Source organism: Marinobacter sp. C7, assembly GCF_022343555.1.
In the GTDB taxonomy this organism is placed as follows: domain Bacteria; phylum Pseudomonadota; class Gammaproteobacteria; order Pseudomonadales; family Oleiphilaceae; genus Marinobacter.
On record NZ_JAKQZH010000002.1, the window covers coordinates 828,267 to 840,238 of the forward strand.

Below are 11,972 nucleotides of genomic sequence, written 5' to 3' on the forward strand. Positions count from 1 at the left end.
GCCCTGACCATCTTACGCTGATAAAATGGATTTATGTTAACGATTACTGATCTCAGTTTACAACGGGGTGGTGTCTGGTTGCTAGAATCCGTGAATCTCACGGTTCAGCCGGGCCAAAGAGTTGCAATTGTCGGAGCTAATGGTGCCGGTAAATCCAGTCTTTTCCAGCTCTTGTTGGGCCAGTTGGCGCCGGAGCAGGGCAGTATTTCCCTGCCAGGGGGCTGCCGAATTGCCCACATGGCCCAGGAAGTACAAGCTTCAGGGCGAAGTGCGCGGGATTTCGTGCTCGATGGCGATCTTGACCTCAGACGGATGGAGGCCGAGTTGGCCCGGGCGGAGGCGGCCGGTGACGATAATGCCGTAGCCAGGATCCACGGTGAGCTGGATGTGCATGAGGCATGGTCGGCGCCGCGTCGGGCCGAAGCGCTGCTCCGCGGGCTCGGGTTCGCCGACGGGGACGCTGAACGACCGGTTTCGGCCTTCTCGGGTGGCTGGCGGATCCGCCTCAATCTCGCCCAGGCGCTGATGCGGCCCTCGGACCTGTTGCTGCTGGACGAGCCCACCAACCACCTGGATCTGGATGCATGCCTGTGGCTGGAGAACTGGCTTCGGCGCTATCCGGGCACCCTGTTGTTCATCTCCCATGACCGGGATTTCATGGATCGGGTTGCCTCCCACGTGGTGCATTTTGATCAGCACAAGCTGGAGCTTTATACGGGTAATTACTCAGCCTTCGAGCGCCAGCGTGGTGAGCGTCTGGCCCAGCAGCAGGCCAACTATGAGCGTCAGCAGGCTCGGGTCGCGGAGATTCAGCGGTTTATCGATCGGTTCAAAGCCAAGGCGACCAAGGCCCGCCAGGCCCAGAGCCGGGTCAAGGCCCTGGAGCGGATGGAGCGTATCGCTCCGGCTCACATCGATTCGCCGTTCAGCTTTGAGTTTCCGATGGCGGAGAAGGTCTCCAACCCATTGCTGTCGATTCGCAACGGCCAGGCCGGCTACAGCGACACCGTGGTGCTCGACAACATCAACCTGACGTTGCTGCCGGGCAGCCGCATCGGCTTGCTCGGCCCCAATGGTGCGGGCAAATCCACGCTGATGGATGCCCTGCGTGGGGAAAGTACCCTGTTGGGTGGCGAGCGTACCTGTGGCGAGCACCTGGCCATCGGTTACTTTGCCCAGCACCAGCTGGAATCCCTGGACCTCGATGCCAGCCCTTTCCTCCATCTGCAGCGTCTTGCGCCCAAGGCGTCGGAGCAGAGCGTCCGAAACTTCCTGGGCGGCTTTGATTTTCACGGGGACGAAGCTCTGAGCCCGATCCGATCCTTCTCGGGAGGAGAAAAGGCCCGGGTCGCGTTGGCGGTGATTGCCTGGCAGCGCCCGAATCTTTTGCTGCTGGACGAGCCGACCAACCACCTCGACCTTGAAATGCGCCAGTCGTTGACGATGGCGTTGCAGAATTTCGAAGGGGCTATTGTGGTGGTCTCCCACGACCGGCACCTGCTGCGCAACACCGTCGACAACTTCTGGCTGGTCAACGACGGCCGCGTCTGTGAGTACGACGGCGATCTGGAAGACTATGAGCGCTGGCTGGCTGATCGTCGCAAGGAACGCGAAGAGGGCGAGGCGCCCCGCCGGGAAGTTGCCGGTTCAGCGGTCTCCCAAACAGCCGGCGGCGTGGGTGAAAGTGCCGATGACCGGAAGGCCCGTAAGCGCATGGAGGCGGAAATCCGCAAGAAACTCAGTCCTTTCCGGAAACAGCAGGCGAGCCTCGAGAAAGAAATGGAAACCCTGCAGCAGACCCTGGCGGCGTTGGAGAAAGAGTTATCGGATCCGGGTTTGTATGAGGACGCCGGCAAGGCCAGATTGAACGAGCTGCTGGCCTCTCAGGCCAGCGCCAGCCAGCGCCTGGAGGAAGTCGAGGCGCAGTGGCTGGAGGTTAGCGAAACCGTCGAAACCCTGGAAGAGGAACTGGCCGGTTAGTCCGGGTTGATCTTCAGGGTGAAATCCTGACGGGCCAGATAATCCCGTTCGTTCTTGAGGTCGGCCAGGGTCAGTGGGCGGTCATCGAGCCAGCCCCCGGGAAAGGTCACCGTCAGCTTGTCGTTGCCCGGCTCCAGCTCGAAATCCGGTGGCGGCTCCATATTCCGTGGGTGTTGCAGCAATACGGCCAGTCGCACCAGGATGCACAGGCGGCGAAGCCGGGAGGTATCTTCGGGATCGAGTCCCTCGAAGATTGCCGGCGCGAACTTGCGGCGGTGGCCGCGGACCAGGGTGGCCAGATCGCGCTGGAACTGCTGGCTGAAGCCCGGAAGATCCGAGTAGCGAAGCAGGTAAGCCCCGTGCTTGTGGTACTGACTGTGGGAAATGGTCAGGCCGATCTCATGCAGGCGACAGGCCCATCGGAGCACCTCCTCGTCGGTGGCGGTGCGCAGGCCCCACCGGTCTGCAACCTGTTCCCACGCGGCCACTGCCGTTGCCTCTACCGCGGCACCGTGAGCCTGATCCACGTGATAGCGTTCCTGCAGTGCGGAAATGGTGCGCTCACGCACATCCTCATGGCGAATCCGCCCGACAATGTCATACAGGAGTCCTTCCCGCAGGGCGCCGTCGGCGAAGGTCATGCTCTCGATTCCGAGGGACTGGAAGGCGCCCAGGAGAATCGCAAACCCACCCGGGAATATGCTTTGTCGGTCAGAGCGGACACCCAGATCGCCAAGCTTGTCGGTTTTGCCCATGTCCACCAGGCGCTTGCGCAGCTCCTGCATCCCGGCACGGGTGATGGTGCCGTCGGTGATTTTCAGGGTCGAGAGGACACTGGCAATGGCCTTGATGGTCCCGGATGAGCCAACGGCACTCTGCCAGCCCACATTGCGATAATGTTGGCGGATGTTGAGCAGTTCCTGCTCGGCGTGGGTCACTGCCCGATCCATCTGGCGTCGGGTGATCTTGCCATCCGGGAAGTAGCGATTGCGGAAAGAGACGCAGCCCATGTGCAGGCTTTCCAGCTCCTGTGGCTCGAAGCGCTCACCAATGATGAACTCGGTACTCCCGCCGCCGATATCAATTACCAGGCGTCGGCCGCTGTCATCGGACAAGGTGTGGGAGACGCCCAGATAGATCAGACGGGCTTCCTCGCGGCCGGCGATGATCTCGACCGGATAGCCTAGAACATCCTCGGCACGGTTCATGAACTGGTGAGCATTGCGGGCAACCCGCAGGGCATTGGTGCCCACCACCTGTACCGCCTTCGGGGGCATTCCGCGCAGCCGCTGGGCAAAACGGCTCAGACATTCCAGGGCGCGGTCCTGGGCCTCGTCCGTCAGGCGGTTGTACTGGTCCAGCCCGGCACCCAGTTGCACCTTCTCGCCCATTTTTTCCAGGGTACGGATTTCTCCGTGAACCAGTCGGGCCACAACCATGTGGAAACTGTTGGAACCCATATCAATGGCTGCCAGCATTTCCGGCCCCTGTGCAGCGTTTTCGGCGTTGTCTTCGGCCGTCACGTCGTCAGAAATCCTTGTAAGGTGAACTTGCGAGGTACTATAAGCCATCTGTCTCCGGCCTGTCAGTAACAGAACGCGCGGCCAATTGACGTCGGTCAGGGTCAGGTCAATGACTAGTGTGGGATCTACTGCTTCACATCGGGATGATCAATCGCGTAAAGTATTGCGTAACTTAAGCAGGTTGAACGGCTGCTCTTCCCGTAGCCTTCAAGTACAGTCAACAGCACCTTTCGGCTCGCGTGACCGCGCAGTTAAAGAGGGTGCCTGAATCAGGAAAAGGTAATGAGCGGAAATATCGTAAATGTCACCGACGCTTCTTTCGAGCAGGATGTACTCAAGTCCGACGTTCCCGTACTGGTGGACTACTGGGCGGAGTGGTGCGGTCCCTGCAAGATGATCGCGCCGGTCCTCGAAGAGATTGCCGATGAGTATGAAGGCAAGCTGAAGGTCTGCAAGCTGAACATCGATGAAAACGAGCAGACCCCGCCCAAGTTCAACATCCGCGGCATCCCGACCCTGATGCTGTTCAAGAACGGCAACGTTGACGCAACCAAGGTTGGCGCGCTGTCCAAGTCCCAGCTGGCGGCATTCCTCGACAGCAACCTCTGATCCCGTTGTTGCTGCAAAACCGCCCCTGACCTCGACGTCACGGGCGGTTTTTTATTGCCCTGAGTGTTTCACATCCACCACTCGCTACCGATCTCCCGTTTGCCGGCTTGTCGCTGCTGCGAGCGCGGGGGCATGGCCATCCGTCGCGTGGGGGCTATCCTGTTGGTGTACCGGTTCAGCTGGGTGAGTGGCTAGCCGTCAAGGGTGAATGCAACAGGAGGAGAAAAGCGTGGAGTATATCGCTCCCATCAGCACCGCCGTCATGGCCGTTGTCTGGATCATCTATTTCCAGTTGTTTTTTCTGCAGTACAAGCGCAACAACCGCCCCTACCTCATCATTCATCATGCCCAAAATGAGAACCCCGATGCCCTTTGTCTGATGGTAAACATGGGCAAGGAACCGGTGCATGTGCAGTGTGTGCAGGCAGTTCTGTACACACGGGCCGGAGAGCAGAAGGTCATGACGGTGACGGAGTATCGCAGGGTTGCGGCGGACGACACCAATGTCCATCAGGTACTGCGCCAGGGGCCATTGCAGCCGGGAGGCTACCTGGTGCTCGGATCGTTCAGGAACATTATCCTGGGCCGGAGAAGTGAGGAGAGTGACAGCGATTACCTGTTCGAGGATATCACCGCCATCGAAGTCCGGGCTGCTGTCGTCCATGGACCAAGCAGCTACCCGGTCGGTGTCCGCAGGCGCTTTACGCTGCGCCACGAGGGGGGAGCGGCGATCTTCCCCCGGAATATCCACAGTGAACAGCTTATCCGGAGGCGTGACAGGGAGGAGGTGCGCCGTTGGCTCGAGCAGGAACTCCACCCCGAACGGCAGGGGCGATCGGAGTCGGACAGTTCCGATCAGTCGGGCCAGTCGCCCGAGGATGGTGGAGCCGGTTAATCCCAGCTCGAAGACCGATCCACATCGGTAGTCTTCTGCTCGACCCAGTGCTCTCCGTCGCCGGTAATTTCCTTCTTCCAGAACGGTGCCGAGGTCTTCAGCGCGTCCATGATGAATTCACAGGCGGCGAACGCATCACCCCGGTGGGCACTGCAAACCCCGACAAAGACAATCTGGTCACACAGATCAAGGCGCCCGATGCGGTGAATCACCCGTACCTTGCGAACATCCCAGCGCCGGGAGGCCTGGTCAATCAATCCCTGGATTACCTGCTCGGTCATCCCCGGGTAATGCTCCAGAAACAGCCCGGTCACTCCTTCGAGGTCGCCGCTGTCCCGCACCAGCCCGGTGAACGTCACGATGGCTCCGGTTCCGGCGCCACTGTCCCGCAGTGCCTGGTACTCCGCCGCGGAATCAAAATCGTCAGTCTGAACGGAAATCATCTCAGCCTCCGGTTACCGGCGGGAAAAAGGCCACCTCGTCCCCGGCCTGAACCTGCGTTGACGGTTTCGCCATCGCCTGGTTGACCGCAATCATTACCGGCTGGTCGCCCTGCAGCTGGGCCCAGGGGCCGCCTTTGGCAGCCAGCTCGGCGAGGATGTCCCCTGTGGTCAGGCCCGGCGAGGCCGTCAGTTCCAGGCTCTCGGTGTCCAGCTCTTCGCGCAACCGCGCGAAAAAGCGCACGGTCAGTGTTTCAGTACTCATAGTCAGCTCATCAACTCCGCAAACGAGTAATAGGTCAGCAAGTCGCCGGCCTTCACCGTTGTGTTCTCCGGAACCACGGCAAGCCCCTCCGCCCAGCAGGCGGAGCTGAGAACGCCGGAGCTCTGGTTGGGGTAGGAGACAATCTGGAGCTCGTCGCCCGATATGTCTTTCCTGGCCCGCACGAACTCGCGGCGAATGGAAGGGGACTCCACATCAAAGCCGGCCGGCAACCGTTCGCCCACAGGCCAGGTCCTGTGACGTCCCTGGCATTTCCGGATATAAGGCATGCCAACAACAAGGAAGGTCACCAGAACGGTGGCGGGATTGCCCGGCAGGCCCAGGACAGGCGTCCCGTCGATAGTGCCGAACGCCAGTGGCTTGCCCGGCTTGATCGCCAGTCGCCAGAGCGAAAGCTGGCCCAGTTCCTCCAGCACCACCCGGACGTGGTCTTCCTCGCCCACCGAGACGCCGCCGCTGGTAATCACCAGGTCCGCCTCGGAGGCGGCGCGCTTGAGGGTGTCCCGTGTTGCTTCCCGGTTGTCTCTCAAGGTCTCGCAGATCGTGACCTCGCAGCCGGCCTGTGCGAGCAGGCCGAGCAGGGTGAATCGGTTGGAATTGTAGATCTGGCCGCCGGCGAGCGGTTCTCCCGGGTCCACCAGTTCATCGCCGGTGGTGAGCACCGCCACTTTCATGCGGGCGAGCACCGACACCCTGGCAAAGCCCATGGAGGCGAGCAGGCCCATCTCCTGGGGGCGGATCGGTGTGCCCCTGACCAGGGCGATATCGCCCTGTTTCAGGTCCTGACCCCGATTGCGTATGTTCTGCCCCCCGGCAACCTCGGCTTGAACCAGGATGCCATCGTCGGTCACCTCGACCCGCTCCTGCATCACTACCGCATCGGCCCCTTCGGGGATTTCCGAGCCGGTGAAGATCCGGGCGGCGGTGCCCTCGGCCAGTGGGGTCGGGGCCTCGCCGGCCGCAATCCGGCCGGAAACCGGGATCGGCTGGCCGGATTTCAGGTCGGCCCTGCGAATGGCGTAGCCATCCACCGCACTGTTATCCGCCGGAGGAACATCCGCCGGTACGTGCAGGTTTTCAGCGAGCACACGTCCCAGACTCTCGGCGAGCGGGACAGTTTCGACCCAGGAAATCTCCGGGGCCCGGTCCAGGATGTGGGCGATGGCATCGTCGACGGACGTCAGGTTTTGGCCTGCCATGGATCAGCTCCTGTTACTTGGTTGCCCGGTTGCCGATGACCTGCTGCAAGCGCGGGAACGCGTCGTTTCCGGGTTTGCGCAGGGTCAGGGCGGTGAAGTTGCAGGGCTGGTGCCGGCTGTCCAGCTGGCTCTTAAGGATGCCTTCCCAGCCGGTGCGGCAGGCACTGGTTGACCCCGGCAAACAGAAGATCACGGTGTGGTTGGCCAGACCGCCAAAAGCCCGGGACTGGATGGTCGAGGAGCCGATCTCCTCCGCAGAGAGGCGACGGAACTCTTCGCCGAAGCCCTCGACGGATTTGTCCAGCAGCGCCCCCACAGCCTCTGGAGTGCTGTCACGCTCATGGAAACCGGTGCCACCGGTAATGATGACCACGTGGATCTCCGGATCTGCGATCCACTGGGACATTATGGCCCGGATCAGGTAGACATCATCGGGCAGAATGCGGCGGGCAATCAGGTTGTGTCCCGCTTCAACCGCACTGTCCTCCAGAAACTGGCCTGAGGTGTCCTGTTCCGGCCCGCGGGTGTCGGAGACGGTGAGGATGGCTATGTTCAGGGGTCTGAATTCGGTGGTGTTTTCGCTGCTCATGACTGGGCTCCGCCTTCTGAAAACTGGAGGTGATGGAATTTTCTTCAGTATCCGTATTGGCGAGGGATAATGGAAGGGGAGTAACCCCATAGGGGGAGGTGTCGGGCCAGTGTTGCCCCCGTTTCATGGTAATTTGGTCTAATTTTGGTCAGTGCACTTGACATTCGCAGCCAAGGTGGCCGATTATCCTTCTTGCCCGGCGAACGGTTGTTCCCACTCTACTGGCTTCAGCAAACTATTCCGGATTCCACAACACCGGCTTGCTCCATCTGGCCAGCACCTGTTTCAGCTTTTTATTTGTTCAATACGTTCAGGGGCACCCCTGTCATTCCAACACTCGTTTATTTCCATTCCTGAAAATCCAACAAACTATGAATCTTACTGAACTCAAGCAGAAATCCGTGCCCGAATTGCTCGAAATCGCGCAAGAAATGGGCCTCGATAACCTGGCTCGTTCGCGCAAGCAGGATGTAATCTTCACCATCCTGAAAAAGCACGCCAAGAGCGGCGAAGATATCTACGGCGACGGCGTACTGGAGATTCTGCAGGACGGTTTCGGCTTCCTCCGTTCCGCCGATGCCTCCTACCTGGCGGGCCCGGATGATATCTATGTCTCCCCCAGCCAGATCCGTCGATTCAACCTGCGTACCGGCGACACCATTGCGGGCAAGATTCGCCCGCCGAAAGACGGCGAGCGCTACTTTGCCCTGCTGAAAGTCAACGAGATCAACTTTGACAAGCCGGACAACGCACGAAACAAGATTCTGTTCGAGAACCTCACGCCGCTGTTTCCCCAGGAGCGTCTGGTCCTGGAAGCCGGGAACGGCAGTACCGAGGATTTGTCCTCCCGGGTCCTGGACCTGGTGGCCCCCATCGGCAAGGGCCAGCGTGGCCTGATCGTGTCCCCGCCCAAGGCCGGTAAGACGCTGCTGATGCAGGGCATCGCCCAGTCGATCACCCGGAACAACCCGGAATGTCACCTGATGGTGCTGCTGATCGACGAGCGTCCGGAGGAAGTGACCGAGATGCAGCGTACCGTGCGTGGTGAAGTGGTGGCGTCGACCTTCGATGAGCCGCCCGCCCGTCACGTGCAGGTGGCCGAGATGGTGATCGAGAAGGCCAAGCGCCTGGTCGAGCACAAGAAGGATGTGGTGATCCTGCTGGATTCCATCACCCGTCTGGCCCGCGCCTACAACACCGTGATTCCGTCCTCCGGCAAGGTGCTGACCGGTGGTGTGGATGCCCATGCCCTGGAGAAGCCGAAGCGCTTCTTCGGTGCCGCCCGGAATGTGGAAGAGGGCGGAAGCCTGACCATCCTGGCAACGGCACTGGTCAATACCGGTTCGAAGATGGACGAGGTGATCTACGAGGAGTTCAAGGGTACCGGTAACATGGAGGTGCACCTGGATCGTCGGATCGCCGAGAAGCGGGTTTACCCGGCCATCAATATCCGCAGCTCCGGTACCCGCCGGGAGGATCTGCTGATGTCCGAGGCGGATATCCAGCGTGTGTGGATCCTGCGCAAGCTGCTGCACTCCATGGACGACGATACCGCGGCCATCGAGTTCCTGCTGGACAAGCTCAAGGACACGAAGACCAACGAAGAGTTCTTCCAGTCCATGAAGCGTCGCTAACCAGCCTTTGCGCTTGGGCCTGCGGGGGCGGGCGGTACCGGGGATGGCCTCCCCGGACACGCCGTGAATACGTCCCTGTAGGCTTGGTCTTGCCATCCCTGGCAAGACACAGTCCGGGGAGGCCATCCCCGGCACTGCCGTTCAGACACTGTGCGCGCACTTTCTTGATTCCCCACCTCGTGTCGGCACTGCACCGGCAGTCCAGGCGACGAGTCACTCCGTACCTATAGGCCGATAAAGAACGGAGCACACGATGAAATACAACGACCTGCGTGATTTCATTCATCAGCTGGAAAAGCTGGGTGAGCTGAAACGGATCAGCGTGGAGGTCGACCCACACCTGGAGATGACCGAGATCTGTGACCGTACCCTGCGGGCAGGTGGGCCGGCGTTGCTGTTCGAAAATCCGAAAGGGTATGACATGCCGGTGCTGGCCAATCTGTTCGGGACCCCGAAGCGGGTGGCGTTGGGCATGGGGCAGGACAATGTCACGGCGCTGCGGGACATTGGCAAACTGTTGGCGTTTCTGAAGGAGCCGGATCCCCCCAAGGGTTTCAAGGACGCCATCGAGAAGCTGCCACTTTTCAGGCAGGTGATGCGAATGAGTCCGAAAGTGCTCCGTTCGGCGCCCTGTCAGGAGGTGGTGATCGAGAAAGATCAGGTGGATCTGTACCAGATTCCGGTACAGCACTGCTGGCCCGGGGATGCCGGCCCGCTGGTGACCTGGCCGTTGGTGATTACCCGTGGGCCGCACAAGGAGCGGCAGAATCTGGGGATCTACCGGCAGCAGGTAATCGGGCGTAACCGGTTGATAATGCGGTGGCTCAGTCATCGTGGCGGTGCGCTGGATTTCCGGGAGTTCCAGAAGGCGAATCCGGGCAAGCCGTACCCGGTGGCCGTGGCGCTGGGAGCGGATCCGGCTACGATCCTCGGGGCGGTGACGCCGGTGCCGGATACTCTGTCCGAATATGCCTTTGCCGGGCTGCTGCGTGGCTCTCGTACGGAGCTGGTTCAGGCCGGTTTGAGTGATTTGCAGGTGCCAGCCAGTGCCGAGATCGTGCTCGAGGGCTTTATCTACCCGGACGATATGGCGCCCGAAGGACCGTTCGGTGACCACACCGGCTATTACAACGAGGTAGACCAGTTCCCGGTGTTTACCGTGGAGCGGATCACCCACCGCAGGGAGCCGATCTATCACAGCACCTACACCGGCCGCCCGCCCGACGAGCCCGCGATTCTGGGCGTGGCGCTGAACGAGGTGTTTATTCCGATTCTGCAGAAGCAGTTCCCGGAGATCGTGGATTTCTATCTGCCACCAGAAGGCTGTTCCTACCGGCTTGCCGTAGTAACGATGAAGAAACAGTACCCCGGCCATGCAAAACGGGTGATGATGGGCGTATGGTCGTTTTTGCGGCAGTTCATGTATACCAAATTCGTCATCGTCACTGATGACGATGTGAATGCCCGCAACTGGGAAGATGTGATCTGGGCGATCACCACCAGGATGGACCCGGTCCGGGATACAACAATGGTGGAGAATACGCCGATCGATTACCTCGATTTTGCGTCGCCGGTCTCCGGGCTTGGCTCGAAGATGGGCATGGACGCCACCAACAAGTGGCCCGGTGAAACCGACCGGGAATGGGGTGAACCGATTGCCATGACCGATGAGGTGAAGCAGCGCGTGGATGACATCTGGGACAGTCTGGGGATTGAAATCCCGGCCTCCCGCCCTGATTGAGAAGGACAGTCATTTGCATCGGGTTGTGCTGTGGCCTTCCGGGCTGCGTTTTTCGGCGGATCCCGGCACCGACCTGCTCAGTGCCGCGGCGCAGGCAGGTGTTGCCGTACCTGCGGCGTGCCGCAATGGAGTCTGTGAGATCTGTGAGGCCCGGTTGCGGTCCGGAGAGGCCCTGAACACCCGCAATCAACGTGAAATTTCGATTGGTGAGCGCCTGATGATGTGTCGAACCCACGCGCTCGCCGACCTGGAACTGGAGATAACCGCCGTTATGGCAGCAGGAAACAATCAGCCCCGCAAGGTGCAGGCAAAGGTGGTGGATGTCCGGTCCATCAGCCACGACGTTTACCGGGTGGAACTGGAAATTCCCCGCCGCCGGGAGCTGTCCTTCCACGCGGGACAATACCTTTCGGTAAACCTGCCCGACGCGGACCCCTGCTATTTCTCCATCGCCAGCAGCCCGTCGGCCCAGAACATCGAGTTGCACATCCAGGCGTCTCCGGACTGGGTGTCGGCGCAGAAGGTGATTGATGCCCTGACCTCCGGCCAGGATGTAACACTTGAGCTGCCCCACGGCAAAGCCTGTCTGGCGTCAGCGCCGGAGAAGCCAGTGTTGCTGGTAGCCGCCGGCACCGGCTTTGCCCAGATGAAGAGTCTGGTGGATTACCTGCGCGAGACCAGCTTCAATCACCCCATCAAGCTCTACTGGGGGGTACGCAAGCACGAAGACATGTATCTGCGGACCCTGGCCCAGCAATGGGAGCGGGACTGGCCGCCGTTCACCTTCCTGCCGGTGGTGGGTGATGATGAGGACAATGATTGGGGCGGGCACCATGATCAGCTGGTGCGGGCCGTGTTGGCTTCCGGCATGGACTGGCAGAATGTGGAAGTGCATGCCAGTGGGTCACCCACTATGGTCTATACACTGATGGATGCGCTGATTGAGGCAGGCTTGCCGCAGGCGGCGTTTTTCTCCGACGTATTGGAGTACGCGCCCAGGTGAAGATGGGGTCAGAAGAAAGCTTTCTTCTGACCCCGACTTGGCGCCATCCCCGAGTTATCGCTCAGGGATGAAAATG

General features: G+C 60.6%; 11 protein-coding genes. 6 read left to right on the plus strand and 5 right to left on the minus strand.

Annotated features, from left to right (window positions below):
* Positions 1-33 precede the first annotated feature (33 nt).
* Positions 34-1,980: an ATP-binding cassette domain-containing protein gene (locus tag MD273_RS13685; RefSeq protein ID WP_239038339.1), complete on the plus strand. Its 1,947-nt coding sequence runs from the start codon at positions 34-36 to the stop codon at positions 1,978-1,980.
* On the opposite strand, the gene ppx is transcribed toward MD273_RS13685, so the two are convergent.
* Positions 1,977-3,458 (minus strand): exopolyphosphatase, encoded by a 1,482-nt coding sequence (ppx, locus tag MD273_RS13690; protein WP_239038496.1) that lies wholly within the window; start codon positions 3,456-3,458, stop codon positions 1,977-1,979. The genes MD273_RS13685 and ppx overlap by 4 nt on opposite strands.
* A 327-nt stretch (positions 3,459-3,785) precedes the next feature.
* Here ppx and trxA point away from each other — a divergent pair, with 327 nt between their 5' ends.
* Positions 3,786-4,112, plus strand: a complete 327-nt coding sequence (trxA, locus tag MD273_RS13695; protein WP_014420340.1) for a thioredoxin TrxA — start codon at positions 3,786-3,788, stop codon at positions 4,110-4,112.
* 229 nt (positions 4,113-4,341) lie between these two features.
* On the plus strand, positions 4,342-5,007 hold the full coding sequence (locus MD273_RS13700; RefSeq protein WP_239038340.1) for a hypothetical protein: 666 nt from the start codon (positions 4,342-4,344) through the stop codon (positions 5,005-5,007).
* Here the strand turns inward: MD273_RS13700 and MD273_RS13705 are convergent.
* From MD273_RS13705 to moaB, 4 genes are read right to left on the minus strand one after another with little or no spacing between them, the layout of a single operon-like run.
* Positions 5,004-5,450 (minus strand): molybdenum cofactor biosynthesis protein MoaE, encoded by a 447-nt coding sequence (locus tag MD273_RS13705; protein WP_239038341.1) that lies wholly within the window; start codon positions 5,448-5,450, stop codon positions 5,004-5,006. The genes MD273_RS13700 and MD273_RS13705 overlap by 4 nt on opposite strands.
* A gap of 1 nt (position 5,451) precedes the next feature.
* Entirely contained in the window at positions 5,452-5,712 is a 261-nt protein-coding gene (gene moaD, locus MD273_RS13710; RefSeq protein WP_239038342.1) for a molybdopterin converting factor subunit 1, read from the minus strand.
* A 2-nt stretch (positions 5,713-5,714) separates the two neighbouring features.
* Positions 5,715-6,929 carry a molybdopterin molybdotransferase MoeA gene (locus MD273_RS13715; RefSeq protein ID WP_239038343.1) on the minus strand — a complete coding sequence of 405 codons (1,215 nt, stop codon included), beginning with the start codon at positions 6,927-6,929 and terminating at the stop codon, positions 5,715-5,717.
* A 13-nt stretch (positions 6,930-6,942) separates the two neighbouring features.
* Positions 6,943-7,518, minus strand: a complete 576-nt coding sequence (moaB, locus tag MD273_RS13720; RefSeq protein WP_239038344.1) for a molybdenum cofactor biosynthesis protein B — start codon at positions 7,516-7,518, stop codon at positions 6,943-6,945.
* Positions 7,519-7,889: 371 nt separating this feature from the next.
* Between moaB and rho the strand changes: the two genes are divergently transcribed.
* The 3 genes from rho to MD273_RS13735 all read left to right on the plus strand — a co-directional run bounded on the left by rho (position 7,890) and on the right by MD273_RS13735 (position 11,896).
* Positions 7,890-9,152: a transcription termination factor Rho gene (gene rho, locus MD273_RS13725; RefSeq protein WP_239038345.1), complete on the plus strand. Its 1,263-nt coding sequence runs from the start codon at positions 7,890-7,892 to the stop codon at positions 9,150-9,152.
* A 253-nt stretch (positions 9,153-9,405) separates the two neighbouring features.
* The gene (ubiD, locus tag MD273_RS13730) at positions 9,406-10,893 is read left to right on the plus strand and encodes a 4-hydroxy-3-polyprenylbenzoate decarboxylase (protein ID WP_239038346.1); all 1,488 of its coding nucleotides are present in this window, start codon (positions 9,406-9,408) and stop codon (positions 10,891-10,893) included.
* Between the two features lie 13 nt (positions 10,894-10,906).
* On the plus strand, positions 10,907-11,896 hold the full coding sequence (locus MD273_RS13735) for a 2Fe-2S iron-sulfur cluster-binding protein (protein WP_239038347.1): 990 nt from the start codon (positions 10,907-10,909) through the stop codon (positions 11,894-11,896).
* Positions 11,897-11,972: the final 76 nt, after the last annotated feature.

Coding starts and splice junctions, on each gene's coding strand:
- MD273_RS13715 (WP_239038343.1), bottom strand. CDS start 6,929: ATGGCAGGCCAAAACCTGACGTCCGTCGACGATGCCATCGCCCACATC.
- rho (WP_239038345.1), top strand. CDS start 7,890: ATGAATCTTACTGAACTCAAGCAGAAATCCGTGCCCGAATTGCTCGAA.
- ppx (WP_239038496.1), bottom strand. CDS start 3,458: ATGCTGGCAGCCATTGATATGGGTTCCAACAGTTTCCACATGGTTGTG.
- moaB (WP_239038344.1), bottom strand. CDS start 7,518: ATGAGCAGCGAAAACACCACCGAATTCAGACCCCTGAACATAGCCATC.
- MD273_RS13705 (WP_239038341.1), bottom strand. CDS start 5,450: ATGATTTCCGTTCAGACTGACGATTTTGATTCCGCGGCGGAGTACCAG.
- ubiD (WP_239038346.1), top strand. CDS start 9,406: ATGAAATACAACGACCTGCGTGATTTCATTCATCAGCTGGAAAAGCTG.
- MD273_RS13685 (WP_239038339.1), top strand. CDS start 34: ATGTTAACGATTACTGATCTCAGTTTACAACGGGGTGGTGTCTGGTTG.
- moaD (WP_239038342.1), bottom strand. CDS start 5,712: ATGAGTACTGAAACACTGACCGTGCGCTTTTTCGCGCGGTTGCGCGAA.
- trxA (WP_014420340.1), top strand. CDS start 3,786: ATGAGCGGAAATATCGTAAATGTCACCGACGCTTCTTTCGAGCAGGAT.